We start from the raw sequence: 26,239 nt of genomic DNA, 5'->3' as shown, positions 1-26,239 counted from the left end.
ACTCATCATTTTAACCATTTCCTCAGTTTTAGTCAATACCTTGTTCATTTTTCCTGCTATTCTTTTTCTTTATATCTTAATTCCAAGGGTTGACTCAAATCTTTTAAATAAATTTTCTGATTTTTCTCTAGGCTTAATTCCTTCTCAGATTCCACAGAAACCATTTCACCTGTCACTTCACTAAATTCCGCTATTCCGCCCAATTCAAATACACGCGGCTCTGTCGTATCACCAAATACATACAAGTAACCACTCAATGGTAATTCAGGTATAACATAAGTACCAGCTTCTAAATGTTCCCCCACTTCCCACACACCGTTGGTCAGCAAAACATCCATTTTTGACAAAGAGAGAGCTGTTTCTTCTTCCAAAAATCGACTTTCACTGGCTCCTATTTCAACAGAAATATCTTCCCCCATCAAAACTAGTTTATTGCCTTCATACAAATCCATTTCTAAAAAAGACGTCTCAAAAGGAGTCAATAATTCTTCAAATACTAAATTCCCAGTTTCATCCGTCACTCGTAATGTTGCGTTAGTCATTAGATGCGGTTCCATAAGCTCACTTACATAACGGAATTGATAGCGTCCTTCAGGGAAGTCTTCTCCAATCGTATATTCACCTGAATCAATCCCAACGAATTTCTTTTCAGTCAGCGGGAAGGAAGGTCTCAGCAATTCTTCGCTAAATGGTTCTAGAATAAAAAGTTCTTTTCCTGCCCCAATGACTTCTTTATGGTCATTGTAAGCAGTAATGGCAGCCACATCTTTTTCAACAGCATTCCCATCATATTTTTCTGGAATCAGTCCTGTCCAACTGGCACAGCCAGAAAGCAGCAAACAGCCTCCTATAAGGAAAGCCTTCAATAGACTAGCTTCCTTAAGGTGTTCTCTCATTTGGTTCCCTCCTCGCTTCTACTTCAGAATCTCCATAGAGGTGAGTGTAATATTCCGAAGTTCCTAAAGAACCCACTTCTAGTCCTGCTGTTTTCACACTTCGCAAGAGTTGGAACAATTCTAGTTCTTGTTGCTGGGTATACTGAGCTAAAGGAATGCAAATTTTAGAATGATTTAAGCGAATGGTTCCTTCAGGAAGTCCCCACTTCTCCATCAGTTCAGCTTGCTGCTCTGCATTCAGGGATATTTTATAATAATCCGGAGCTGCTGCATGTCGATCGTAAACAAAATGAATCCCGCCTTTTTTCAAGAATAAAATCCGATCAGCGTATTCATCTAGATTGTCCAATAAATGCGACGACACAAAGATGATTTTCCCTTCTCTTTTCAATTCTTGTAAAATTTTGGAGACTAAATCCACATTTTCCGGATCCAAACCATTCATCACTTCGTCCATTAACATAATCGGCGTATCTGCAGCAATCATCATCGCAAAACACAACCGTTGTCTCATCCCCAAAGAATAGGTGTCTACTTTTCTACCCACATATCCTTTCATCTGCAATCGATCGATAATCGCATCTACATCGCTTTTGTCTTTTTTCCAAATATTAGCATACATTTGGATGTGTTCTTTTCCAGAAAAGTTCTCATGCAAGTCAGCTTGGTCAGGAAAGAAAGTAACTTTTTTATGCAATTCCAAAACATCTTTTGCAGTGTCTGTATATTCTTTTTCATCAATCAATATATGACCTGCACGTATAGGAATAAAACGCATGATGGCATTGAACAAAGAAGTTTTCCCAGTTCCATTAGGAGCTACCAATCCTATGATCTGTCCATTTTCTAAAGTCAATTCTACATCATCCAATATTACTCGGTCCCCATAAGCAACCGTCAAGCCTTTGATTTCTAAGCTCATGATACCTTCCTCCTCTTCAATCCCATGGTTTTAGTCGGAATAAAGTTAAATACGACTGTAAATACTCCTTCTAGTATGAGTAGATAAACCAGCAACAGAAGCAGCATTTTCCAACTAGTGACCGAAGCTAAGCCAAATTTTTCTGCACTTGATCCTCTTATGACGGGCACAATTTGCAAATAAAGAGAGGGCTGCCATGAACTAAAGGGCTCGACTAGTTGCCAGATGGAAGGGATGAAATAAACACTCACTACTAAACCAATGGTTAAGTAGACATTCCGAATGATCCAGCTTAGACCAGTAGCCAGTAACAAGACCACATAACTAAGAAGCATTCCAAATCCAATCAACAACAGGATGTATTGCCAGGTAGCTAGGTATTCCATCCCTTCTCTGTTATAGATGGCTATGGGGTACCATAAGCTTCCAGCTGTTTCGCGCAATAAGCTGATTGTGTAACTGATGCCCATGCCAAGGATCGTTACCGACCACATCAATAGCCACAACTGCATGCTGCGTTGATGCCATTGTTTTTTCCAAGAAATCGGAATCCCTTGTGTCACACTCCAATTCTTTTTCTGATCTTGTGTAAACCGATCAGCTGCTAATAGGCCGGCGAATAAAAACAACACGATTCCTACAATGAGCTCAGCTTGTTGGTAAAACACTTGGCTGGCAGAATACGGATTCCACTCAATGTCCAATTGATGATGATCTAAATAATGATAAAAAGCTAGTTCTTGCTGAAGAGTTTCACGGTCAGGCAAGATGCTTGTCAAAATCGTATAGGAATCAAAATCAGTCATTTCCCATAAGCGCTGTTGATTTTCTGCAATGGTTCGTCCGTTATCTAAGTAATTGTCTACCACCGATGCCATCGCTTCTACCGTGTTGCCTTCTTTTTCGGATAGAATATAGCGTTGCATTCCATAAAGCCTTTGTTGTTGCGCTAAAAGATTGTACGCTTCTTCTCCTAATGCTCCTTCAAAGTGTGATTCTGGAATAATGTGAAACAGTTGTTGCGTGATGCTATATTGTTCCCTTACTTGATCTAGTGGCAAATCTAAATTTTGTTGGCGGTAAAATAACGAAAAAGAACTAAAAAATAGAAAGAACGCTATTAAAACGATTCGTGTTTTCCAGTCCCTTAATAATTTTCGCCAATGCCATTTCGCTAAACCCATCTTTTTCCCTCCTTTATCTCACAAATCGCTGACGATGAATAAATTTGGTCGCCAATATTAATAAGCTTTCAATAACGAGTACCGTCCCTACCATCACTAAAAGACCTCTATCCATCGTAATCGTTGATGTATTCAATAAGAAGTTCTTCTCTCCACTAACTACTTTCCCAAAATCAATATAGGTTTGTGGGAAAAAACTTAAATCAATGCCTAAGATATCTCGCATCCGTCGACTGTAATACAACTTCTCAAAAACAACCGCAAATACGCCAAGAGTAAGCACCACCACATCATTTTTGAATAACAAGCTGAACAGTACCGATAATCGAACCATTACATAAATGAACAAGACTAAAAAAGGAAACACTTTTATCAAAAAGGTTCCAATCTCCATCAAGCCAAACACAGCATCATTGGTCGTGTAATCCGAACTATATGTATACAAAGGTACTTTTAGATCTAAACTTCCGAACCCAAATAAAATCCCATTGACTAAAAAGAACCATACAAAGACTACTGCAAAAAATAAACACACAAAGCAAAATGCAGCCATAGATTGTACCCATAGATATTTTCTCCAATTGTAAGGAATGCCTGCTTTTTGAGTTCGAGCTTCTCTTTCTCCTGTGGTCACATCACTAACTAAGAAAACAGTTAGAATGAGAATAATCAGCGGTCCCCAGTTAAGAAAGAATAAATGAATTTGCTGCCATGCTGTTTTTTCCTGGACCAAATGAAACGTAATAGCTGGTATTTCTTCTAAATAACTATTTAACCGAAGCCGTTTATTACTTTGGTCGTAATGCAAATCCTTCATAGGTTCTTCCGAATTTTTTAAGTAATCATCCATTATTTCTTTGCTCAAATCTTCTGGCAGATAATTTAACTGAATATATTGACGAACATTCCCTGTATCTACAGCTATTTTAAAAGCCCTTTGTTGTTCGAATTTGTTTTTGGCTTCTCCATATGTGGATAAGCCAGTGTAGTTATTGGCCTCTGTACTCCCTGCTTCAAATTGAGCTTTCATCAATCCTTGATTTCCCAACAAATCAATTTCCAATCGTTCCATGTCTACGGTATCCATTGGTTCTGTATTCGGTAAAATGAGTCCTGAATAAATCAGTACTCCTAAAAAAGCGATAATCCACACTAAACGGTTCTTTTTGTTCCTTACCATTCTTTTAAACGTTTTGACAAAAACTACCTTCGCTATCATCAACTCACCCTTTTAAGTAGACCTCTTTAATGAACTTACGTTATATTATTATAGCATAGTGTGAAAAAGATGATAGTTTTATCATGTAAAAACTATTGGATATTAGACTGACTCTTTGCTTAAATAGTGTCTAGGTTTATTTTGAAGGAGGGTTGGATGCACAAAAAAACAGACTCATTTCTATAAAAGAATCGAGTCTGTTTCTGTATTTTCTATTTAGTCTTTCAACTGCATGGCTTTGCGAATCGTAGGGTTATTTACAACAAAATAAATTACCGCTACACGTACCGGAGCAAGAATGGCATTTTGGATCAAACGTGCTGGTAAAATCGCTAAAGCTGCTTCTTCCGTTAAAATATATACCCATAATGTATTTAACCCTAAATTGACGAAGATTGTAATCACCAGTACGGCTAAACTAATCCGCCATAGCGATTTAGCCTTATTGTGCAGAAAAACACCATAGATAAAGCCGCCTAGAAATGCCGATAGAGTGAAGCCTGGGAAAAATGGTCCAGAACCACCGAATAAAAAGATACCGGCGATATCGGTCAATGCTCCAGCTATCCCTGCTGCCATTGGTCCAAACAACATCCCGATCATTGCAGTAGGCAAAAAGCCAAATCCGATGCGTACAATCGGTGTTTGAATGGAAACAAAGCGTGTCAAAATAATGTCTAGCGCCATCAGCAAAGCAATCTTTGAGATGGTTCTAGCATCAAACTTCATTTTTTTCATATTGAAGATCCCCTTTACGAGCTCCCCACATATCTATTATGCAGCGAATGCGAAAATAAAACCGCAAATCGACAGGGTCAATTTTTCGTCCGAGAGGCAACATCCCATCCTCTCAGCACTTAACGCTTTATTTCCTACTCTGTTTTTTTGAAGACAGTTGTCTATCTTCCATAGGCAACTATACACTGTTTCCTCACTTTCTACAACGGATTTCTCGGCAAATGCATTCGGAGTTTCTAATGTTATTTAGAAAAAACTGGTTTACTAGTCAAGCAAAGATTTGTTTCGCGCTCACTTGATGAATAAAATGGATTTATTCTGCAAGCAAGCTCTTATTTTGTCTTGATTTGATGAGCAAACTCACTTTACTAGTCAAGTGATCTCCCATTCGTTCTTCACTTGAAGAATAAACGCCTCTCCTTCCTCCTAAATCACCCTTTAAGATTTTTTTAACCGGAAATTTTTTTTGGAACGTGAAGTTTCTATTTATTTTTTTCATTATTTTATCATTTTCCTGTTGACTTCCTCATAAATGACCGGTATATTAATAAACAAGTTCACACATACAAAAACACGATGAAAAGAAGAGTAAGTTTGGCAACTCTCATTAGAGAGCTTATGGTTGGTGAAAATAAGCAGACGCGCCTGACAGAAGATGGTCTTTGAGTGGAATAAGCGACTATCCAAGAGATATAGCTTATTACGGGAAGCACCTGTTACAGTGCCCCAGTATGAAAAGATGCATTTGTCTTTTGTACTGATAGAGGTAAACTTAGCAATAAGTTTATAAATTAAGGTGGTAACACGAAGCGACTATAGCTATCGTCCTTAACAACGGTCATTGAATGACTGTTGTTAAGGACGATTTTTTTTACAATTAAATAACTCTTTCTACTAACGCATTGACGAGAAAAGTACTTCTTTAAAAAGCAACAACAGAGAGCCTGAATTGCTGAGAACAGGTTTGCTAGACATCGAAGGAAAATGGCCTCTGAGCGGGATACCGAATGCTGAAAAGCACAAGGCTATCATGGGCGCACCCATTACAGTGCTAGAGTCTCTGAGCAATTTGTTCAGGTACTTGATGAGGAGATTTCTGTGAGGGAATCTTGAAAAAAGGTGGTAACACGAACAAAAAAGCGTTCGTCCTTTTCTATAAACAATTATAGAAAAGGACGAGCGCTTTTTTTATTAGAGAACGAAGAAAAGCGTTTAGCTTATAGACGCGAAAGCTGCCATGCGCAGCTCGTTTCTTATAGAGAGCGGGGCCAGCCGTTTTGACTTCCGTAGAGTTCATTTTCTGCTTTTAGTTGGTGGTTTTTACCAACAAAAAGCAGAAATGAAATCATAGGAAGTCAGGCTTGCGCAGCTCGTTTCAAAAACAGAGAGCAGTAAAAAGCATTTAGCTCTTGTACCAGTTGAGAAAAAATTTGAGGAGGACATTAAATGATTACATTAAAAGATATTGGAGTTACTTTTGGAAGTGCAAATGCACCAATTAAAGCTGTTGAAGAGGTTTCGCTTTCAGTAGATAAAGGAGATGTTTATGGAATTGTCGGATACAGTGGTGCCGGAAAAAGCACGTTGGTTCGAACAATCAACTTATTGCAATGCCCTACTAGCGGAAAAGTAATCGTTGCTGGAAAAGATCTTTTGGCACTAAATCCTAGCGGGTTGCGGGCTGCGCGGAAAAAGATTGGAATGATCTTCCAACACTTTAATCTGATGGATTCGCGCACCGTAGCTGGCAATATTGCTTATCCCCTACGTAAGTCAGGGCTTAGCAAATCAGCTATTCAACAAAAGGTAGCCGATTTACTTGATTTAGTAGGACTTTCAGACAAAATCGACGCTTTTCCTTCTCAACTTTCCGGTGGGCAAAAGCAACGAGTAGCTATAGCAAGAGCATTAGCGAATGATCCAGATGTGCTGCTTTGTGATGAAGCCACAAGTGCTTTAGATCCTAAGACTACCCTTTCTATTTTAAGCTTGTTGAAAGAATTGAATGAGCGCTTGTCATTAACTATCGTCATCATTACTCATGAAATGCAAGTGGTCAAAGAAATCTGCAACAAAGTAGCTGTAATGGAAAATGGGCATGTTGTTGAAGACGGGGATTTGGTTTCTATTTTCACTCAGCCAAAAGAGCAAATCACAAAAGAATTTATCAATACCGCTACTCATGTGGACCAAGCATTTGAAAAAATATTGAACCACCCTACTCTATTGAACTTGCAAGGAGACGATACCTTAGCCAACATTTCTTATGTCGGTTCCAATACCAGCGAACCTTTAATCGCTACTTTATCCAGTCGGTTCCATGTCTCTACCAATATTCTCTTTGGGAATGTGGAGATATTGCAAGAAACGCCGGTAGGAAATTTATTGGTCGTTCTGTCTGGAGAACCCGCTCAAAAACAAAAAGCCTTGTCTTATCTAGCCAGTAAAGACGTTGCTGTGGAGATTCTGACAAGTCAGTCTGAAAAAGTCATTCAATTCAAACTAAAACAAAAAATTGGTTAAGGGGGAAATGAATCATGTCTCAATTCTTAAATACGTATTTTCCAAATGTGATTGAAATTCAAGATGAAGTGATTGAAAGTTTTATCCAAACAATTTATATGGTCTTATTGACTGCTGCTATTGCGGGAGTTTTAGGAATCTTCCTAGGGATTATTCTAGTGGTTACAGGACCTAAAGGAATCCTCGTAAATAAGCGTATCTATAATTTTTTAGATCAAGTTATTAATATTTTTCGTTCCGTCCCCTTCATTATTATGATGACATTGATCGTGCCTTTCACACGATTGGTTGTAGGAACTTCCATCGGGACTTCTGCTGCTATTATTCCTTTAATCGTAGGGACAACACCATTTTTTGCTCGACAAATACAAAATGCTTTACTAGAAGTTGACCCTGGTGTAATTGAAGCCGCTGAAGCGATGGGCTCGAGTCCTCTTGAAATTATTTTTAGAGTGTATTTGAAAGAAGGGTTAACGCCCATCATTCGTGTTTCCTCTTTAACGATTATTAATTTAGTGGGGTTAACAGCAATGGCAGGAGCTATTGGTGGTGGTGGCTTAGGAAACTTGGCTATCGCGCGAGGATACAATCGATTCCAAACGGATGTCACTCTTGTAGCTACTTTACTAATTCTGTTGATCGTTTTTATCAGTCAGGCGCTTGGAAATTATTTGGTCAAAAAAACCAGTCATTAATCAAACTAAAACACATTAAAAGGAGAAATTATCATGAAAAACAGCAAAAAATTATTATCGAGTATCGTATTAGGTTTTGGAGCTTTGGTCTTAGCAGCTTGTGGAAATACAGCTGCAGGAGATGAAGACCAAACAGTTACATTGGGTGTTATCGGAGAAGATCAAGATGTGTGGGATTTTGTAGCAGATAAGTTAGAAGAAGACGGTATTACGTTAGAATTAGTAAAATTCACTGACTACGCACAACCCAATAACGCATTGGATGAAGGCGAAGTAGACTTGAACTCTTTCCAACATCAAATCTTCTTAGATTCTTACAACGAGGACAGTGGCACTGATTTAACGGCTATTGGAAATACCGTGATCGCTCCACTTGGTATTTATTCTCAAAACCTTACTTCTATTGAAGAAATAAAAGAAAATGATATTGTGGCTATTCCGAATGACGTTACAAATGGCGGTCGTGCATTATTGCTATTGCAAACAACTGGTCTGATAACAGTCGATCCTGCAGCTGAAACAACACCTACAGTGAACGATATTACAGATAACCCTTTAAACCTTGAGATCCAAGAACTAGATGCTGCTCAAACAGCCCGCTCTCTTCCGGACGTAGCTGTTTCCATCATTAACAGCGGTATGGCAGTTGATGCAGGTTTCGTCCCTGTAGAAGACGCTATCTTCCTAGAACCAGTCGATGACAACTCTGAACCCTACATCAACATCATCGTAGCACGTGCCGAAGATACAGAAAACGAATTGTACCAAAAAGTCGTAGAAGCTTATCAAGCAGAAGACACTAAAGAAATAATCGCAGAATCCTCAAAAGGCTCCTCAGTACCAGCTTGGGACTAAAACAGAGAGCGAAGAAAAGCGTTTTGCCTATCGACTATAAGAAAATCCCAACAGGCAGGTGTTTTTTACCTGACAGTTGGGATTAGCTTATAGTCGCATAGGCAGCTTTTCGCAACTCGTTTAAAACAGAGAGCGGAGCAAGGCGTTTAGACTCTCGTAGAGTTCACCTTTCCCTTTTAATTGGGTGCTTTTCCCAACTAAAAGGGAAAGTGAAATCGTAGAGAGTCTGCCTTGCGCAGCTCGTTTCAGATCAGAAACCAAAAAAACAGCAACACCAACATTCTAAGGAGGAAATCATTCATGACGACAACACTCACACAAACAACAATCAAAGAAGAAATTTTACAAGGTGCCGATGAGGTGATTGCTTTAAGACGTTTTTTCCACCAACATCCTGAACCGAGCTTAAAAGAATTTGAAACAATCAAACGTATTAAAGAAGAACTCGACAAATTAGGTATACCCCATGAGTCTGTCGGTGAAACTGGAGCTATTGGAACGATCACTGGTGGTAAAGGCCCAGGTAAAACCATACTTTTGCGGGCGGACATTGATGCATTGGAGTTAGATGATGCTAAAGACAAACCTTATAAATCATTAAAACCAGGTTTACATCATGCATGCGGTCATGATGGTCACGCCTCTGCTCTACTCGGTGCCGCCAAAATTCTTAAAAATCATGAAGCAGACTTCAAAGGAACAATCAAACTAGCTTTTCAGCAAGCTGAAGAAATCGGTGCTGGTGCTCGTCAATTTGTCAAAGGCGGTTTTGTAGACGGTGTGGATCAAGTATTTGGCATCCATGTTTCTTCGGGCACTCCTATTGGAAAAATCGACATTACTTCTGGTGCTTCTAATGCATCATGTGATATTTTTAAAATCAAAGTGCATGGAAAAAGCAGTCATGTAGGCAAACCACATTTAGGAAAAGATGCTTTACTAGCTGCAGCTGCTATCACAGTTGAATTGCAAAGTATCGTCGCACGCGAAGTAGACCCATTGGATCAAGCAGTTGTTGCTGTCGGTGTGTTAAACGCAGGCACGCGGTACAATATTGTCGCCAATGAAGCCAGTTTAGAAGGAACCGTTCGCACATTTAGCCACGAAACACGCCAGTTTGTCTTGGAGGCTGTGGAACGTGTAGCTCGTGAGGTAGCCAAAGCTCATCGGACGACGATTGAATTTGAAAACTACGATGCTGCCGCTCCTCTTATCAACGACCCAATTGCAGCTAAACGCGCTGAACGAGTAGCTGCTGGCATTGTTGGTGTTGAAAATATCATTACTGATTCACCAAAAAGTATGGGCGCTGACGATTTTGCCGATTATTTAGCAGTCGCTCAAGGCGTGTATGCTTTTGTGGGAACACGTAACCCAGATGATCCAGATACTTGGTATGGTCACCACCACGAAAATTTCGATATCGATGAACGCGGTTTGGCTATCGCAACGGAACTGCATGTGAATTACGCACTCGACTTTTTAACTGAATAATAGACAGTTTTGTCATTCGATTCTTATAAAAAAACTCAGAAAAAATTCTGAGTTTTTTTATTTGGATATATTCCTTAGATACTCTTGCTTTCATGTGATTTTTCAAAAGACAAGCACATTTTCTGTTAGAAATAAAGACTTAAAAACATATTTTGTTTGATATATAATAAACTAAGTATTACAATATATAGCGTATAAACTATTTTCGAAACACTATATATTGTGTTTTTTTGTGCGAATATTGACTAAAGATTGGAGTGTTGGTTATGGCAATGAATATATCATCGAACGCAACTTTAAATATCAAACAATTAAATGGGGACATCAAAGGATTTCCTCAAGTCCACCCTATCACTGAAGAGATGAGTCTAACTTTTGAGGGGGTCTCTCGTTTAGTGATGCTCGACCGCTATTCGTTTAAAGACACCTCAAAAATGACTCTCTCTACGGGAGATTTAGTGGTCTTAACCATTAAAGAAGATCCAAAATATCCTGCTCGCGGCACTGGATTCATCACCGAACTGAATCATCAAAAAAATCAAGTGACGGTTCTTGTCGAAGAAGAATATAGAAGTAATCTAGAAGATGCTCATGAACGCGAAACAGGTGAAATCGTTCGTAGTATCGACACCATTGAAAAGCCATTAGAAATCTATTACGAACAAATCGCAAAACGAAACGCCAGCGGATTATCAGAGGTTGAAGCTGGTTCTCAACAAGCTGCTGCTTTCGAAGACTTTTACGCAGAATTGAAATCGTTGAATTTTGTTCCAGCCGGTCGTGTCTTGTATGGTGCAGGTTCTCAAACAGAAGTTACTTACTTTAACTGTTACGTGATGCCTTTTGTAGAAGACTCTCGTGAAGGGATTTCTGATCACCGGAAACAAGTCATGGAAATTATGAGTCGTGGTGGCGGTGTGGGAACAAATGGTTCGACTTTACGTCCTCGCAATACATTAGCACGTGGAGTAAACGGGAAATCTTCTGGTTCCATCTCTTGGTTAGACGACATTGCTAAATTGACCCATTTAGTAGAACAAGGTGGCAGCCGTCGAGGTGCTCAAATGATCATGCTGGCTGACTGGCATCCAGATGTGCTTGAGTTTATTATTTCCAAAATGCAAAACCCTCGTATTCTTCGTTTCTTAATTGAGCAAACAGAAGACGAGCAAATCAAACAGCTGGCTCAAGAAAAATTGAACTTTACTCCTTTCAGTGAAAAAGAAAAAGCGTTGTATCAAGGAGTCCTTAATTACAAAAACATGCCTGGAACTGGTGGATTTGACGTTTCTATTATCAAAGAAGCAGAAGATAAATTGCACACAGGTGGTACTTACTCTGTTCACAATCCAGATTTCTTAACAGGTGCCAATATTTCGCTGTGCTTAACAGATGATTTTATGCAGGCTGTCGAAAACGACGAAGAATATCAATTGAAATTCCCTGATGTTGAAAATTACAGCCCTGAAGAAATGGACTATTACAATGCTCATTGGGCAGACTGCGGTGATGTTCGTGAGTGGGAAGCTCAAGGCCATGGCATACGTGTCTATCGTTCTATTCGTGCACGCGAATTATGGAAATTGATCAACATTTGTGCGACTTATTCTGCAGAACCTGGTGTTTTCTTTATCGACAATGCCAACCAAAAAACCAATGCTACTGCATACGGCCAAAAAGTGGTGGCTACAAATCCTTGTGGCGAACAACCTTTAGCTCCTTTTTCAGTTTGCAACTTAGCAGCCGTTAATTTGGCACAAATGGTCAATAAAGATACGCAATCTGTAGACTTTAACAAATTGACTCAAACCGTTAAAACGGGCGTTAGAATGCAAGACAACGTTATTGATGCGACTCCTTACTTCTTAGAAGAAAACGAAAAACAAGCTCTTGGCGAACGCCGAGTTGGTCTTGGTGTTATGGGATTAGCCGATTTATTGATTTATGCTGGTGAGACTTATGGTTCTGAATCTGGCAATCAATTAGTCGACGAAGTCTTCCAAACGATTGCAGTTTCCGCGTATGAAGCTTCCATTGAACTAGCTAAAGAACGCGGCAGTTTCCCATTCTTAATCGGAGCTACTGATGAAGAAACAGCTCAATTGAGAGAAAACTTTATCAACACTGGCTACATGAAAGAAATGCCGGAGCACATTCGTGAAGGCGTCTTGAAACATGGTATTCGTAATTCTCATTTATTGACGGTTGCGCCAACAGGTTCTACAGGAACGATGGTCGGTGTCTCTACTGGATTAGAACCGTACTTCTCTTTCTCTTACTATAGAAGTGGACGTTTAGGCAAGTTTATTGAAGTCAAAGCGGATATCGTTCAAGAATATTTGGACAAGCATCCTGAAGCAAATGCAGATGCTCTTCCTGAATTCTTTGTTTCAGCCATGGAATTAGCTCCTGAAGCTCACGTAGATGTGCAAACAACAATCCAACGATGGGTAGACAGCTCTATCTCTAAAACGGTAAATGCGCCACGTGGTTACAGCGTAGAACAAGTTCAAGGAATTTATGAACGTCTTTACAACGGAGGTGCTAAAGGCGGTACAGTTTACGTTGACGGCAGCCGCGATACTCAAGTATTGACTCTTAAAGCGGAAGAAAATAATTGGGAAGAGGACGCATCTATAGGAGCTCCTCAAGAAACTACAGTGGAAACCAAAACATTTACGAATGTTGAAGAAAGTACTGTTGGTAACGAAATTGGAGATACTTGTCCTATTTGCCGCCAAGGTACGGTTGAAGATATTGGTGGATGCAACACATGTACCAACTGTAATGCTCAATTGAAATGTGGTTTGTAATATCAAATTGAAAAATCCCCATGGACAATTGTTCCATGGGGATTTTTCATTTGATTAAATATCGATTAAATCTCGTTCTCTTTTTTTAGCAATTTCTCTCCAATTCAAGAAACCAGCATCCAACCCACGCAACAACATTTCAGCTGTCCCAAGGTTTGTTGCTAAAGGAATCTCATAGACATCACTCAAACGCAACAAAGCAGAAATATCCGGTTCATGCGGTTGTGAAGTCAAGGGATCACGTATAAAAATCACCATATCCATTTTGTTATCTGAGATGAAAGCACCAATCTGTTGATCTCCACCTAATGGGCCTGATTTAAAACGATGAATAGGCAATCCTGTGGCTTCAATGATCCTTTCACCGGTCGTTCCAGTAGCATAAAGAGTATGATTTTTTAAGATTTCTTGGTAAGCGATACTCAATTTCACAATGTCGTCTTTCTTTTTATCATGGGCAATCAAAGCAATATTTAATTTAATCAAATCACTCACTCCATTCCAATATCTTTTCTTCCTTATCATACCATTTAGCATTCTACATTTGAAACTAAGTTCTATGTTGTGAGAATTTTTTTGTAAAAGCCCTATTACTTGATGCTCTTTTCTAATTTCGTTACACTTAATTTAGAATCAAAAAAACAACAGTGAAGGAGATTATTATGGGAAAAAAAGTAGCAACAGTCATTACCAAATTATTCGAAGATGTTGAGTTTACTTCTCCAAATGAAGCATTAACTGAAGCTGGCCACGAAGTAGTTACAATTGGATTTGAAGCTGGTGAAACAGTTGACGGTAAAAAAGGTGAAGCTTCTGTTACTATCGACAAAGGAATTGACGATGTGAAACCAGAAGATTTTGATGCTTTATATATTCCAGGCGGTTTTTCTCCAGATCAGCTTCGTAAAGATGATCGCTTCCTTGCATTTGTCAAAGCTTTTGCAAACGATCAAAAACCTATTTTTTCTATCTGTCATGGACCTCAATTGTTGATCAATGCTGAAGTAGTAAAAGGTAAGAAATTGACTTCCGTTAAACAAGTAGCGATCGATTTAAAAAATGCTGGAGCTGACTTTATTGATGCAGAAGTTGTGACAGATGATAGTGGTATGATTTCCAGTCGTACACCAGATGATTTGCCCGCTTTCAACAAAGCGATTGTAGCTGCATTAGATTAAATCGCTTACTAAATAAGTAATTTTTCATTAAACTACCCTAAAAACTTCACCTATTTTTCATGAAAAGTTTTTGGGAAATTGTTATACTATTTTTAGTCGTTTAAGTAAACCTAAAAATTTTCAGACTCTTTTCTCCCCCTAATGAAAAGAGACTTATCCCTAAAAGTAGAAACCTCCCCTGGTTTCTACTTTTTTATTGTCTAAATATCTTTGTAAAAAATAATTTCAGAGTGAACTTCTTGACCGGATTCCATATGCTTTATCTGCTTTTTCGCTAAAAAAATAATGCATAAGCTTCTCAGCTCACACACTATTTACAATGTAAATTTACTTTATTTTTTATGGTTTATGGTGTCTTTCTGGTATTTTTAATTGGCCTTTATACAGCATAATCGCCAGCGCAATAATAGCTGCTCCGATAAACGCGATAAAACTTCCTAACACCAAACCTGCAAATCGATAAATGACCAAGTCATTTACAAAAGCTCCACTCGACAAGCTAGCTAACAACAAAGATAGCGGATTGGTAAAGAAATTAGCAAGTCCGTAATTCCGAACCATACAATATTCTACAAAAATATTTAGAACAGTGATAATAATGATGGTCGAAAGCACACTCAAATCTAGAGAAAATAAGATAATCCCTAATAGTAATCCGATAATTCCTCCAATGATTCTTTGAACGTTCCGATGGAAAATAATGATCAATTCTCTTCCTTGCAGAACTGCTGCACAAGAAATCGTGACCCAATAAGGGTTTCCTAATCCTAAAGACATCCCGATATAAGTCGCAAAAAAGATAATCCCTGCATGATGGATAGAAGAAAGCAATAATTTTGAATCATTTTTAAGTGCATAATCAAGCTTTTCTCTAAAAGGAATGGATTTGTACGGCTCAATGTCCCCAATTAATCTGCGATGCATTATTCCTACTGCAGAAGCGACAAGAACAGCTGCTATCACTCCAAATACAACATATGAGGTAGCGTTTAAGATTCCTATAAAGTCTAATGACGTTCCTGTTGCCATAGAACTAACCATAATGACAAAAAAAGCTCCTGGTTTCGGTGCATTTAATATCCTAAAAATAATAAAACCAAATAAACTGATGACACTAATGGTTATAGGAATCGTCCACGGTACAAAAGTCGATACAGCTCCCAAAAAGAATCCTAGTATGATACAAATTCCTACTTTAGAAATTCGCCTCATTAAAAATTTTGTTGGAATCGGTAAGTAATACAAAAAGGCAAATGCACCTAGTGCCCCAAAAGTTCCAATTTGCATGTTGCCTGAGAAATAGCCAATAAAAAGCATCAATCCTGTTGTAATTCCAGCTCCAAAAACTCTTAGGAGGGAATCATCCGTTTCCTTGATCAATAAGAGATCTTTGACGGTTATTTCTATTTTGCTCATTCGTCAATCACCCACTCTATTCATTTAATTGTTCCTGTATTTATCGAGCAAAACTTCAGTAACTCTTCTATTATACACCTTTTTTGCTGTTTGTTTATTCTTTATGACAAACCTATCCAGATACAATTAGAAAAAAATGTACAGTTTAGGCATAATTTCTTCACAATTGTTGAGTATTATTAACTCATACCAATAACAACCAACTTTTTATATTTTCATTTTTACCTTATACTCCTCCAAAGTATCAGGTACTACTCCTTTTAACCACTTGCTCATGCAGCAAGTGGTTTTTTTGTTTTCTCCAGAGATTTCTGAAAAAAACATCATTGTATTTAAAAAAGAGATTCTTCTACTTATTTGAAAGAATAATAGCCATAATACGCCTCAAAGCCTTCCTATTTCATTTGTATGCTTGCAGTGGCGACTTGTTTTGAATTATCTTTAGTTATATAAATAAATGGATTCAAGGAGGAAAAAGCATGTTTTTGAGCGAGGATTTATTAGAGGAGATTCACAATCGTGCACCAAAATACGATCAAGAAAATAGTTTTCCCTATGAAGATTACGAAGCCTTAAAGGCAGCGGGATATTACAAAGCCTTTGTGCCTAAAGAATATGGCGGCCATGGATTGACGCTGAAAGAAATCGCACAGGAGCAAACTCGTCTTGCAAAAGCAGCTCCTGCGACAGCTTTAGGTATTAATATGCATCAAATCATTGTGGGCGTTGGAAAATATATGATCAGCCATGGTAATAAGCGAGGCGAACAACTTTTAAAAGATGCAGTTGATGGGCACTTGCTCTCTTTTGCTATTTCAGAGCCTGCTAATGATCGTGTTCTTTTTGGATCTATTTGCCAAGCGAAGCCTGAAGATGATGGCGGTTACCGTTTTTATGGACCAAAAGTGTTTATTTCGATGTCTGGAGAAGCTACTCGTATGGTGACTTATGGAATGGATGATAACAACGGCGATCCGCAATCTGTGTTTGCTTATATCGAGAACAATCCTGAAACGGTCCAAGTTAAACCAGAATGGGATACACTTGGTATGCGAGGTACCCAATCCTACAACTTAATGTTGGAGGGCGCTTATGCGGCTGAAAAAAATATTTTGACAAAAGTAGCTCCAGGACCAAGTTTTGATCCCGTCGTATTTGGTATTTTTGCCCACTTTGAAATCTTACTAGCTGCAACATATCACGGAATTGGAAAACGCGCTTTAGAATTAGGAATTGAACGTGTGAAAAAGCGCAAATCAATTGCTCAAGGGACGACTTACGACCAAGACAAAAATATCCGTTGGCGTATCGCGGAAGCTGCTTTATTATTAGACTCTATTCCGCCTCAAATCAATACCCTTGCCGATGATGTGGAAAACGATGTGGACCATGGAAAATATTGGATGCCGCGGCTGTCCGCGATTAAAAACTATTCTGTGGAAGCTTCGTTTAAAACAGTGGAAGAAATGGTACGCGCTTCTGGAGGCGGTTCTTACTCCAACAGTAGCGAATTGTCTCGTTTACTGCGGGATGTCTATGCTGGGTTGTTCCAACCTTCTGACCAAGAATCGCTCCATGATTCATGGGCAAACCTTTTGCTAGGGCCCATTGAAAGATAAATTTAATGGATTGGGACTGCAAAAACTGATTTCGCTAAAAGAAAAAAGTTCTATCACAGATTCTTCATATTTGAAAGCTATACTCTATTTATACCAAATAAACAAGCAACCCCTTGTTTACTCTTTACTCCTCCAAAGTAGAGACAGCCCTTTTCTGTGATTCAACGTATGCTAAAGCAGTTGAACACAAACACTCCCATTTGCTTCGTTAGGCAAATGGGAGTGCTTTTTTGTGTCATCGATTTTTTTGTGTTTTTTATTGCTGCTAAGGGATAGGAGTCACAACTGTTTTTAAAGGCCCACTCTATTCTGAATCTTTCTCTTTCGGCTCTTTTTTGTCGCTTCTTTTAGCCATTATTTTTTTCTTTTCTTGATAGCGACTCGGTTGTCGGTTTTTAGATGCTCTTTCAGCCTCTCTTTTCTTCCACCAATTCGTACGGCGCACTCCCAATACTAACAAAACAATAACCGCCAGTATAATCAAATAAGGCAATGCATAAATCAACCAGATAGCTGTATCTTGAAGCCAGTAATAGAATGTGTACGCTGAATCCACAATGGCTTCTTTTGCCCGCTCCCAAAATGGCATAGTTGAACCTGGTTGGCTGGAGATTCTAGATCGTTCCAAAAGCGTTAGATACAAAGTAGAATACTCCACAAGTTCATCGATGTTATCATTTTGAGACTGCAATATTTATCTCTCTGCAACGGTTTCGGATAAATTATTTTCAATCGCTAAAATGTCTTCTATCACTGTAGCTTGATCTAATAATTCCAGCAACCGGTCTTCTTTGCGTTGCAATACTTCAATTCTCATCTGCGTATCCTGATACTGTTTAGTCGCATCTTCGTTTCCAATTTGTTCACTGACCTTAGTTCCGAGGTTTCCTTCTAAATCAGCTAAAAGATCATCCACTGCTTCAACTGGGATACGAATAGAGAACGTTCCTTGACGAAGTTTGGCTTCTGTCCTATTGCTGTTGCCATTGTAGCTATTTGTCGTTTCATTTGATGTCTCGATATAAGCCTGATGTTTTTCTATAATTTCTTTTAACTGAGTGACAGAGTTTTGATACTCGATAGTCTCGTAAGTCATGTCTATCGTGGTGATAACTTTTTCTCCGATCAATAAATTAGCGCTATTCTCTTCTTGGGATGTGGTATCTTGCGCTTCATTCATCTGGGTAATGCCTTTATCCTCCGCAGCATTTTCTGAATCACTTACTCCATTTGAAGAACAGCCAACCAATAAGCATAATAGGGCTAAAGTCCATAATCCGGCTTTCTTCTTCATCCAACCCCTCCTCAATGCTTCTTTAATAGCTTTAGTATACCTTTTCTAAAAGCTGAACTAAAATATAATCCTTTTGAAAAACGTAGGAAGGGAGCGGGTCAAAATGCGTTCGGTTTTATAGTAGACGTTTGAACTATTGTCCCAAAACTTCTATAAATTCCACGATTATTTTTTTAATTGACGAATCTGTTGGAGCAATGTAGAATATTCTTCTTCCAATTGATCTTTAGGCTCTTTTTCCGGCAATAGAGATAACTTTGAAATCACTGCATTCAGTCGATTTTCCAATACAAGCAATTCTTCTTCACTAGCAACATTCTTTTTTTCCGGCTTTTCTTGTTGGCTAAAGGTCTCATCATCTGTATCAACTTCTTTTGCAAGAACTTTTCGGTCTTTAATTTGCCAAATGTGAGTCGCAACATTGTTGACGAATTGCTCATCATGAGAAACAAATAAAATAGTTCCTTCATATCCCTTTAAGGCTTCTTCAATAGCTTCCATAGAAGCAATGTCTAAATAATTCGTTGGCTCATCCAATATCAATACATTCGCATCACTCGCCAATAAAAGTGCTAAAGAAACTTTGTTTTTCTCTCCGCCGCTTAAAACTGAAATGGGCTTAAATACTGCATTGCCTTTAAATAATAGTCTTGCCAACAACATACGGACAAATGATTCTTCTTTCGTACTTTTTTTCATCACGTTTTCTAAAATCGTTTCAGATTCATCTAATAGATCCAATGACTGGCTGAAATAGCCGAAATGAATATTTTTTGCCAAATGAATCCCTTTTTCTGCTTGGAGCATCATTTTGATTAAAGATGTTTTCCCAGATCCATTTGGTCCAATTAAAGCAGTTCTTGAATGGTTCAATAACTGAAATTCTGCGTTATCAAACAACACTCGTGAACCAAATTTTTTCTGGATTTTTGTACCCGAAATCAAAATAGAATTGTGAATCTCTCTTCCTTTGTCCAATTGGATTTTAACTGGCGAAAGATCAACGGGTTTTTCTTTCACTTCCAAATGTTCCATTCGTTTCTCATAATTCCCCACGGCTTTGTCCAAGGTTTTACGGGAATCTTGTCCGCCCATTTTATGCAACCTCGCTTCAGAAGGACCCATCCGTTTAGGTGCTTTTCGTAAGTTTTCTGATTTTTGATGAGTACTTATCATGGCTTTCTTTAAGCGTTTCTTTTCTTTTGTATAGGCCTCGTATTCTTGCTGGGCAAAATCTTTTTCTTGTTCTTTTTGAGCTTGATAGGACTCATAATTTCCTGTGTAAAAATGTACCTTGCCTTCTTCTATCTCTACGATCCGGTTGCACACGCGATTCAAGAAAGCTCGATCATGGGAAACTACTAAGACAGCTCCCGAAAAATGCTTCAGTTGTTTTTCCAAATAGTGGCGGGCATCCGTATCTAGGTGACTAGTGGGTTCATCCGCAAATAAAATCCCTGACTGAATTGACAATGCTCGATTGATTTGTTGTTTCGTCTGTTCTCCACCGCTTAACGTATCCAATGGTTCATGATCCGGCAACTGCTCGATAAAGCCTGCCATGCCATTGAGTTGGACAAAACCAGTGTCGGGCTCTTCTTTTTGAGCCAAAATATTCAGCAACGTCGTTTTCCCGGACCCATTCCTTCCAACGATACCGATTCGATCGCCTTCATAGATGTGCCATTCTGGTATCGTAAATAGTGTCTTTTCTCCAATAGATTTTTCAATTTGTTTTACTTCTAAAAGCACAAAAAAACCTCCTTCAATTCTGAAGAAGATTGCCTGCACATAACTAAATAAGCCTATTTATAGTATAGGTATAGCCATTATGTCCCATTCAATCTACGTTCAGTCCTGTTATTTTGTCCATATCAAATAAGCTGAAAACATCAACTTTTCTTCTATAGAACAACACATTCTTTTCTGAATTAAGATTGAATAATACGCATCGGCTTACACCTGTACCTTTCTTAGATTTCTCTACGCCTTTATTCTAGCAATTTATTCGTCTTGATACAAGCATTTGTATTGCACCTCATTTGTTCTTTATGCGTCATTTTAAAATGTGTTTCCTTTCATTTTAAAGGCTTTCATCTTAATCCTCTTCTTGCTGTGGTGGTTTTTCTTTCGTTAAACTGATACAATAATCACTAAAATGATGAAACATTAAGGTGGGACATACTTGAATACATTAGCCAGAAAAAAAGTTGCTAACAGCAAACGTATTATCATTAAAGTGGGTACGAGCACTTTAATGTACCCGAATGGGAGCGTCAATTTACAACGTATTGAGCGGTTGGCATTTGTACTGACCGATTTGCAAAACAGAGGAAAAGATATTATTTTAGTTTCATCTGGTGCAATTGGTGTAGGCATGGATCTGCTTAACTTGTCCACACGCCCTGCAACGATACCGGAACAACAAGCGGTCGCTGCTATCGGCCAAAGCCAACTCATGAATCTATACAGCAAATTTTTCCTTAGCTACGGTCAGATCATCGGGCAGATTTTAATGACCCGCGATATTGTAGACTTTCCCGAAAGCCGAATAAATGCTTCAAACACATTTGAACAATTACTCAAAACTGGCGTCATCCCAATTGTGAACGAAAACGACTCAGTTTCAGTAGAAGAATTGGATCATTTGACTAAGTTTGGCGACAACGACCAATTATCTGCGATTGTTGCTGAAATTACAAACGCTGATTTATTGATCATGCTGACGGATGTAGCTGGATTCTATGATAAAAATCCGAATACACATCAAGATGCTGTTTTATTCTCTGAAATTTCTGACATTACGGACGCTCATTACCAGCAATCCGGTGGCCAAGGTTCTCGATTTGGAACGGGTGGAATGATCACGAAATTAAAAGCTGCAGACCACATGCTGAATCTTCATGCACAAATGGTCTTAACGAACGGAAAAGTACCGGATACGATTTTTGATATCGTGGTCGGAAAAGAAGTCGGAACGTTGTTTACTCCTAAAGATTAACCAGAAAGGAAGTTTACTATGGAAACTTTAAATCAGTTAGGCCTAAACGCCAAAAAAGCTTCGCGCAAATTAGCTCAAGCTTCTGCTCAAGAAAAAAACCAAGCTCTACTCATTATGAGTCAATTAATAGTGGAACACCAAAAGGATATTCTAACAGCGAATCAACAAGATTTAGCTGCCGCTGAAAGCAACGGAATTAAAGGAACGATGTTGGACCGTCTGACATTGAATGAAGAACGCGTCATCGCTATGGCAGAAGGTATCAAACAAGTAGCTGGGTTGCCCGATCCAATCGGAACTGTCCATTCTATGCGTACACTGGACAACGGCTTAACTATCGGCCGTCAAAGCGTTCCTTTAGGCGTTATTGGAATCATTTATGAATCTCGTCCAAATGTCACGACAGATGCTGGTGTGTTGTGCTTTAAATCCGGAAATGCCGTTATTTTGCGTGGTGGAAAAGAAGCGATTCACACGAATAAAGCGATTATTACTATCTTACAAAAAGCTTTGAGTCAAACGGATTTCCCTCAGCAATCGATTCAATTGGTAGAAGATACTTCTAGAGCATCCTCTACAGGATTGATGACATTGACCGAGTATTTAGATGTTTTGATTCCTCGAGGCGGAGCTGGTTTGATTAAAGCAGTTGTGGAAAATGCTACAGTCCCAGTCATTGAAACAGGTGTCGGCAATTGCCACGTGTACATTGATAAAGATGCGCAACTTGAAATGGCTAAAGACATTATCGTCAATGCCAAATGCTCGCGTCCGTCCGTATGCAACGCTGCTGAAACATTGTTGATCCATGAAGATGTGGCTGCTGCTTTCTTACCTGAAATTGAAACAGCCTTGTCTGAATACAATGTTGAATTGCGTGCAGACGAAAAAGCGGGTACTATTTTGTCCAAATCGATTCCTGCCACTGAAGAAGATTGGGAAACAGAATTTTTGGATTACATTTTAGCTGTTAAAGTGGTTTCAGATCTGGAAGAAGCAGTTGAACACATTGATCGTTACAGCACGGGGCATTCTGAAGCTATCGTGACAGACGATTATGCATCTAGTCAGCAATTCCTTCATGAAGTCGATTCAGCTGCTGTTTATATCAATGCTTCTACTCGCTTTACAGATGGATTTGAATTTGGATTTGGAGCGGAAATTGGCATCAGTACTCAAAAAATTCACGCTCGTGGACCAATGGGATTGCCAGAATTAACTTCTTACAAAACCATTGTCTATGGGAATGGTCAAATACGATGAGTGAAAAAGTAAAGATTGCTGTTGTGGGTGGCGGAATTGTCGGCTCCACAACAGCTTTTTACCTCAGCCAACATTCTCAATACGAGGTGGCTCTTTTTGATAGTGGAATTGGTCAAGCTACTTCAGCTGCAGCCGGGATTATTTGTCCATGGTTGTCGCAACGTCGAAACAAGCAGTGGTACCAATTAGCCGCTAGTGGTGCGGCCTTTTACCCTCAATTGATGCAAGACTTAGGCGAAGATCCCGCTCGTTCGGACATTTACCGTCAAGTCGGAACTTTAGTGTTCAAAAAAACGCCTAAACTCTTAGCTAAATTAGAAAAAATTGCTTTAAAACGACGCGAGGATGCCCCTACTATTGGAAAATTAGCGATCTTGTCTCCTGAAGAAATCAAAGAAAAAACGCCGCTTCTTGAAACAACAGAATCTGCCTTATTTGCTTCTGGCGGTGCTAAAGTTGACGGTGCCTTATTGACTGGCAAATTAAAAGAAAAAGCTCAGAAAAATGGTGCTTCAGTCTATAATGATGAGGTACAACTAACTATCGAGCTTGGGGAAAAACAACCTTATCGCTTAAAGACTGAAACTAATCAGTACTCATTTGATAAAGTCGTTTTGGCAGTCGGTGCTTGGTTACCGGGATTGCTTGAGCCACTGGGATATGCAGTGGATATTCGTCCTCAAAAAGGCCAATTGGTCGAATTGCATTTGGATGCAAAGACAGACGATTGGCCGGTGGTTATGCCGGATGGGGAAAAAGACATCATTCCATTTGCCAACGGAAAAGTGATTGTCGGTGCGACTCATGAAAATGATCAAGGTTATGATTTAGAGCCGACTAAACAACAATTGCGTGTGATGCTGGACGAAGCCATTGAAATGGCTCCTCAGCTAGCTGTTGCAGATATCAAAGGGATTCGTGTGGGTACGCGTGCTTATACTTCCGACTTTGCGCCATTTTTCGGAGAAGTTCCCGACGCCCCTGGGCTATATGCCGCAAGCGGACTAGGTTCGTCAGGACTGACCAGTGGCCCGATGATTGCGAAAATTTTGGTACAGCTCATTAATGGAGAGGTTACAGATTTGCCTGTAGGAGATTATCCGATAGAAAACTACATTAAAAGATGACAGAATTAGTTATCCACTAGACACCCTAATTAGCGTTCCTCGATGTATCCCGAGCGCTAGATAGGGTGTTTTTTAGTGGAAATATAAGCTAGAGGGGTTCTAGCTTATATTCTGCCGGGATTTTCGAGAACTATTGTGAGCTAGTGAAGCTATAGTTCACAATCTAACCGATTTTTTGAAGCCTATTGTTCACTAGGCAGACTCTAGCTCACAATCTAACCAAATTCTTGAAGCCTATTGTTCACTAGGCAGCCCAGTACACGAGCTGCTAAGAGAAAAGTAGTAAAAAGCTTTTTTTATACCCCCTTACACAACCGGGCAAGAAAAAAAGTGCCTGCCAAAAATCACAGGTACTCTTTTCAATTGTCACTATATCCTCTATTCTTTTCCGTTCACGACTTTAAAATTATCATTCACCCTCGCATCAATCACAGGGTTCTTTTTGATATACTCCCCAATCAGTTCGCTCATGTCCGTCGTTACTTCACGCACGATTTTCGAAGCATCAAACATCATATAATCCCCGCCACCAACCGCGCGGTATTGATTGGTGACTACTTCCAACGGCTCATCATCAGGAATGGCTTTGCCATCTTTGGTCAACTCTACAATGCGCGAGCCAATGGGTTTACTGACATCAATAATGTACTCCACACCTTCATACATATCGTAATTGTAATGTTGCGGTTTCGGATCCATAAAATCAGGATTCACGCCGATCGTACCATCCCTTTCCAAAGTAAAATAGCCTGCAGATTGCTCCAACGCCTCTCTCAACTCAGCTCCGGTAATGTTTAACACTGCCAATGTATTAGGATAAATGTAATTGGTCACGATATCGCGCGTGGTAATCGTGTTGTCAAATCCAGTACCTTGATTATTAAACAAAGCTGTCCCAGAAATGCTTGCTCCGGTAGCGTCCATTTGCACTTTTTGAATCAGTTCAATATACGAGTGTTCTTTGACTCGGACTTGGTGCGGGTCGATGATGTTCATGTCGCCTTTCACCACTCCGACTGTCTGGTCCAGCCAGTCTTCCACTTCTTTGTGCAGCGGTTCAAATTGTTGTTTCAATTCGGCATCGCACTCAGCTTCTGCTACTGAAATCAAACTCGGTATCATTGATACAACCTCATATCCATCAGCTTTTGGCTCCAATTGCATAACAACTTTCCCCACATAACTGCCTTTGTCACTCGGCTGAATAACCGCAACTCCGTTCACCATTTCTGCGATTACTCGGTGCTGATGCCCGGTCAATAAGACATCGATTCCAGCCACTTCACTGAGCAATTGGTAACCTTCATTCTCGCCCGTCAATACTTCTGTGGGCTCCCCAGTTTTTAAATCCCGCTCAAATCCACCATGGTAGCTGACCACCACAATATCGGCTTCTTCACGCAGTAAAGGAACAATTTCTTTGGCACACTCTACGGCGGATTGGAAATGCAAACCTGCGTAGTGATTCGGATGTTCCCATTGCGAAATGTATTGCGTCGTCAATCCTAAAAAGCCGATTTTCACGCCTTCTTTTTCAAATACACCATACCCTTTTCCAAAAGCAGGTTCATTTTGCGCATTTAAAATATTGGCTGACATCACTGGGAAATTAGTTGCTGCAATACCTTTTTTCAAATAATCCAGTCCATAGTTAAAACTGTGATTGCCTAAAACTCCTACATCATATCCCATAGCGTTCAGTGCTTGCATCAACTCAGCAGGGTCTTTGCGTTGTTTAGCTAGATAATAACTTAAAGAAGAGCCTTGGATGTAATCTCCATTTTCCACTGTAAACACCGGACCATTCGCTTTTTCGCGTTCTTCTTCAAAGAGCGTTGCGGCTTTTAAAATACCAAACGGTTCGTTCATGTTTCTTTTTTGATAAGTAGTCGGAAATAAATAACCGTGCAAGTCACTCGTTTCTAGGATCGTCAATTCCATTTGCGTCATCTCCATTGTTTAGTTCGTTTGATTTTAACACAGAAAACCATTCAGCTGTTAT

The 26,239-nt window shown here is 39.3% G+C and carries 20 protein-coding genes, 1 pseudogene, 1 riboswitch and 2 other annotated features; of the genes and pseudogenes, 10 read left to right on the top strand and 11 right to left on the bottom strand.

Annotated elements, in window-relative coordinates; translation table 11 throughout:
• Nucleotides 1–56: 56 nt before the first annotated feature.
• From ACEN36_RS07065 to ACEN36_RS07040, 6 genes are all read right to left on the bottom strand, one after another.
• Nucleotides 57–896, bottom strand: coding sequence for a hypothetical protein (locus tag ACEN36_RS07065; RefSeq protein WP_407126249.1), 840 nt, complete (start codon nucleotides 894–896; stop codon nucleotides 57–59).
• Nucleotides 880–1,818: an ABC transporter ATP-binding protein gene (locus tag ACEN36_RS07060; RefSeq protein ID WP_407096714.1), complete on the bottom strand. Its 939-nt coding sequence runs from the start codon at nucleotides 1,816–1,818 to the stop codon at nucleotides 880–882. Before ACEN36_RS07060 ends, ACEN36_RS07065 begins: the two co-directional genes overlap by 17 nt.
• Nucleotides 1,815–3,002 carry a hypothetical protein gene (locus tag ACEN36_RS07055; RefSeq protein WP_407096713.1) on the bottom strand — a complete coding sequence of 396 codons (1,188 nt, stop codon included), beginning with the start codon at nucleotides 3,000–3,002 and terminating at the stop codon, nucleotides 1,815–1,817. The genes ACEN36_RS07060 and ACEN36_RS07055 overlap by 4 nt, the downstream gene beginning before the upstream one ends.
• A 13-nt stretch (nucleotides 3,003–3,015) precedes the next feature.
• Entirely contained in the window at nucleotides 3,016–4,221 is a 1,206-nt protein-coding gene (locus ACEN36_RS07050; RefSeq protein ID WP_407126248.1) for a hypothetical protein, read from the bottom strand.
• A 216-nt stretch (nucleotides 4,222–4,437) separates the two neighbouring features.
• Nucleotides 4,438–4,959 carry a folate family ECF transporter S component gene (locus ACEN36_RS07045; RefSeq protein WP_407096711.1) on the bottom strand — a complete coding sequence of 174 codons (522 nt, stop codon included), beginning with the start codon at nucleotides 4,957–4,959 and terminating at the stop codon, nucleotides 4,438–4,440.
• A gap of 39 nt (nucleotides 4,960–4,998) precedes the next feature.
• Nucleotides 4,999–5,103: riboswitch (THF riboswitch) on the bottom strand.
• A gap of 169 nt (nucleotides 5,104–5,272) precedes the next feature.
• Nucleotides 5,273–5,458 (bottom strand): hypothetical protein, encoded by a 186-nt coding sequence (locus tag ACEN36_RS07040; RefSeq protein WP_407096710.1) that lies wholly within the window; start codon nucleotides 5,456–5,458, stop codon nucleotides 5,273–5,275.
• A gap of 68 nt (nucleotides 5,459–5,526) precedes the next feature.
• Nucleotides 5,527–5,792 (top strand) — a binding site (T-box leader).
• Between the two features lie 60 nt (nucleotides 5,793–5,852).
• Nucleotides 5,853–6,113, top strand: a binding site (T-box leader).
• A 292-nt stretch (nucleotides 6,114–6,405) separates the two neighbouring features.
• Here ACEN36_RS07040 and ACEN36_RS07035 point away from each other — a divergent pair.
• From ACEN36_RS07035 to ACEN36_RS07015, 5 genes are all read left to right on the top strand, one after another.
• Nucleotides 6,406–7,482 carry a methionine ABC transporter ATP-binding protein gene (locus ACEN36_RS07035; RefSeq protein ID WP_407126247.1) on the top strand — a complete coding sequence of 359 codons (1,077 nt, stop codon included), beginning with the start codon at nucleotides 6,406–6,408 and terminating at the stop codon, nucleotides 7,480–7,482.
• 14 nt (nucleotides 7,483–7,496) lie between these two features.
• Nucleotides 7,497–8,177 carry a methionine ABC transporter permease gene (locus ACEN36_RS07030; protein ID WP_407096708.1) on the top strand — a complete coding sequence of 227 codons (681 nt, stop codon included), beginning with the start codon at nucleotides 7,497–7,499 and terminating at the stop codon, nucleotides 8,175–8,177.
• A gap of 33 nt (nucleotides 8,178–8,210) precedes the next feature.
• Nucleotides 8,211–9,032: a MetQ/NlpA family ABC transporter substrate-binding protein gene (locus ACEN36_RS07025; protein WP_407126246.1), complete on the top strand. Its 822-nt coding sequence runs from the start codon at nucleotides 8,211–8,213 to the stop codon at nucleotides 9,030–9,032.
• 300 nt (nucleotides 9,033–9,332) lie between these two features.
• Nucleotides 9,333–10,526 (top strand): amidohydrolase, encoded by a 1,194-nt coding sequence (locus ACEN36_RS07020; protein ID WP_407126245.1) that lies wholly within the window; start codon nucleotides 9,333–9,335, stop codon nucleotides 10,524–10,526.
• A 266-nt stretch (nucleotides 10,527–10,792) separates the two neighbouring features.
• Complete coding sequence (locus ACEN36_RS07015; RefSeq protein ID WP_407126244.1) at nucleotides 10,793–13,339, top strand: vitamin B12-dependent ribonucleotide reductase; 2,547 nt, start codon at nucleotides 10,793–10,795, stop codon at nucleotides 13,337–13,339.
• 54 nt (nucleotides 13,340–13,393) lie between these two features.
• On the opposite strand, the gene mgsA is transcribed toward ACEN36_RS07015, so the two are convergent.
• Nucleotides 13,394–13,825 carry a methylglyoxal synthase gene (mgsA, locus tag ACEN36_RS07010; RefSeq protein WP_407126243.1) on the bottom strand — a complete coding sequence of 144 codons (432 nt, stop codon included), beginning with the start codon at nucleotides 13,823–13,825 and terminating at the stop codon, nucleotides 13,394–13,396.
• A gap of 176 nt (nucleotides 13,826–14,001) precedes the next feature.
• Here mgsA and ACEN36_RS07005 point away from each other — a divergent pair, with 176 nt between their 5' ends.
• Entirely contained in the window at nucleotides 14,002–14,517 is a 516-nt protein-coding gene (locus tag ACEN36_RS07005; protein ID WP_407126242.1) for a type 1 glutamine amidotransferase domain-containing protein, read from the top strand.
• Nucleotides 14,518–14,856: 339 nt separating this feature from the next.
• Here the strand turns inward: ACEN36_RS07005 and ACEN36_RS07000 are convergent, their stop codons facing one another.
• Nucleotides 14,857–15,933 carry an FUSC family protein gene (locus ACEN36_RS07000; protein ID WP_407126241.1) on the bottom strand — a complete coding sequence of 359 codons (1,077 nt, stop codon included), beginning with the start codon at nucleotides 15,931–15,933 and terminating at the stop codon, nucleotides 14,857–14,859.
• A gap of 479 nt (nucleotides 15,934–16,412) precedes the next feature.
• Here ACEN36_RS07000 and ACEN36_RS06995 point away from each other — a divergent pair, with 479 nt between their 5' ends.
• Nucleotides 16,413–17,552: an acyl-CoA dehydrogenase family protein gene (locus ACEN36_RS06995; RefSeq protein ID WP_092481079.1), complete on the top strand. Its 1,140-nt coding sequence runs from the start codon at nucleotides 16,413–16,415 to the stop codon at nucleotides 17,550–17,552.
• A gap of 304 nt (nucleotides 17,553–17,856) precedes the next feature.
• Here ACEN36_RS06995 and ACEN36_RS06990 read toward each other — a convergent pair.
• Both ACEN36_RS06990 and abc-f read right to left on the bottom strand, forming a co-directional pair.
• Nucleotides 17,857–18,732, bottom strand: a pseudogene (locus tag ACEN36_RS06990) (DUF4349 domain-containing protein).
• A gap of 279 nt (nucleotides 18,733–19,011) precedes the next feature.
• A complete protein-coding gene (abc-f, locus tag ACEN36_RS06985) occupies nucleotides 19,012–20,598 on the bottom strand; it encodes a ribosomal protection-like ABC-F family protein (RefSeq protein ID WP_092481081.1) in 1,587 nt (528 codons plus the stop codon).
• A 433-nt stretch (nucleotides 20,599–21,031) separates the two neighbouring features.
• Between abc-f and proB the strand changes: the two genes are divergently transcribed.
• Genes proB through ACEN36_RS06970 form a run of 3 tightly spaced genes read left to right on the top strand, consistent with a single transcriptional unit; the run spans nucleotide 21,032 to nucleotide 24,237 of the window.
• On the top strand, nucleotides 21,032–21,847 hold the full coding sequence (gene proB / locus ACEN36_RS06980) for a glutamate 5-kinase (protein ID WP_407126240.1): 816 nt from the start codon (nucleotides 21,032–21,034) through the stop codon (nucleotides 21,845–21,847).
• Nucleotides 21,848–21,865: 18 nt separating this feature from the next.
• Nucleotides 21,866–23,110: a glutamate-5-semialdehyde dehydrogenase gene (locus ACEN36_RS06975; protein WP_092481082.1), complete on the top strand. Its 1,245-nt coding sequence runs from the start codon at nucleotides 21,866–21,868 to the stop codon at nucleotides 23,108–23,110.
• Nucleotides 23,107–24,237, top strand: coding sequence for an NAD(P)/FAD-dependent oxidoreductase (locus ACEN36_RS06970; protein WP_407126239.1), 1,131 nt, complete (start codon nucleotides 23,107–23,109; stop codon nucleotides 24,235–24,237). Before ACEN36_RS06975 ends, ACEN36_RS06970 begins: the two co-directional genes overlap by 4 nt.
• 378 nt (nucleotides 24,238–24,615) lie before the next feature.
• Here ACEN36_RS06970 and ACEN36_RS06965 read toward each other — a convergent pair whose 3' ends face one another.
• Nucleotides 24,616–26,178 (bottom strand): bifunctional metallophosphatase/5'-nucleotidase, encoded by a 1,563-nt coding sequence (locus tag ACEN36_RS06965; RefSeq protein WP_407126238.1) that lies wholly within the window; start codon nucleotides 26,176–26,178, stop codon nucleotides 24,616–24,618.
• Nucleotides 26,179–26,239: the final 61 nt, after the last annotated feature.

Source organism: Desemzia sp. FAM 23989, from assembly GCF_045528345.1.
Lineage (GTDB): Bacteria > Bacillota > Bacilli > Lactobacillales > Carnobacteriaceae > Desemzia.
Note: the sequence above shows the minus strand (reverse complement) of the source record. Positions and strands in the feature narration are given on the sequence as shown.

What these genes read in the sequence shown, in the direction of transcription:
- ACEN36_RS07065 (WP_407126249.1), bottom strand. Translation starts at nt 896, where the DNA reads ATGAGAGAACACCTTAAGGAAGCTAGTCTATTGAAGGCTTTCCTTATA.
- ACEN36_RS07060 (WP_407096714.1), bottom strand. Translation starts at nt 1,818, where the DNA reads ATGAGCTTAGAAATCAAAGGCTTGACGGTTGCTTATGGGGACCGAGTA.
- ACEN36_RS07055 (WP_407096713.1), bottom strand. Translation starts at nt 3,002, where the DNA reads ATGGGTTTAGCGAAATGGCATTGGCGAAAATTATTAAGGGACTGGAAA.
- ACEN36_RS07050 (WP_407126248.1), bottom strand. Translation starts at nt 4,221, where the DNA reads ATGATAGCGAAGGTAGTTTTTGTCAAAACGTTTAAAAGAATGGTAAGG.
- ACEN36_RS07045 (WP_407096711.1), bottom strand. Translation starts at nt 4,959, where the DNA reads ATGAAAAAAATGAAGTTTGATGCTAGAACCATCTCAAAGATTGCTTTG.
- ACEN36_RS07040 (WP_407096710.1), bottom strand. Translation starts at nt 5,458, where the DNA reads ATGAAAAAAATAAATAGAAACTTCACGTTCCAAAAAAAATTTCCGGTT.
- ACEN36_RS07035 (WP_407126247.1), top strand. Translation starts at nt 6,406, where the DNA reads ATGATTACATTAAAAGATATTGGAGTTACTTTTGGAAGTGCAAATGCA.
- ACEN36_RS07030 (WP_407096708.1), top strand. Translation starts at nt 7,497, where the DNA reads ATGTCTCAATTCTTAAATACGTATTTTCCAAATGTGATTGAAATTCAA.
- ACEN36_RS07025 (WP_407126246.1), top strand. Translation starts at nt 8,211, where the DNA reads ATGAAAAACAGCAAAAAATTATTATCGAGTATCGTATTAGGTTTTGGA.
- ACEN36_RS07020 (WP_407126245.1), top strand. Translation starts at nt 9,333, where the DNA reads ATGACGACAACACTCACACAAACAACAATCAAAGAAGAAATTTTACAA.
- ACEN36_RS07015 (WP_407126244.1), top strand. Translation starts at nt 10,793, where the DNA reads ATGGCAATGAATATATCATCGAACGCAACTTTAAATATCAAACAATTA.
- ACEN36_RS07005 (WP_407126242.1), top strand. Translation starts at nt 14,002, where the DNA reads ATGGGAAAAAAAGTAGCAACAGTCATTACCAAATTATTCGAAGATGTT.
- ACEN36_RS07000 (WP_407126241.1), bottom strand. Translation starts at nt 15,933, where the DNA reads ATGAGCAAAATAGAAATAACCGTCAAAGATCTCTTATTGATCAAGGAA.
- ACEN36_RS06995 (WP_092481079.1), top strand. Translation starts at nt 16,413, where the DNA reads ATGTTTTTGAGCGAGGATTTATTAGAGGAGATTCACAATCGTGCACCA.
- ACEN36_RS06975 (WP_092481082.1), top strand. Translation starts at nt 21,866, where the DNA reads ATGGAAACTTTAAATCAGTTAGGCCTAAACGCCAAAAAAGCTTCGCGC.
- ACEN36_RS06970 (WP_407126239.1), top strand. Translation starts at nt 23,107, where the DNA reads ATGAGTGAAAAAGTAAAGATTGCTGTTGTGGGTGGCGGAATTGTCGGC.
- ACEN36_RS06965 (WP_407126238.1), bottom strand. Translation starts at nt 26,178, where the DNA reads ATGGAATTGACGATCCTAGAAACGAGTGACTTGCACGGTTATTTATTT.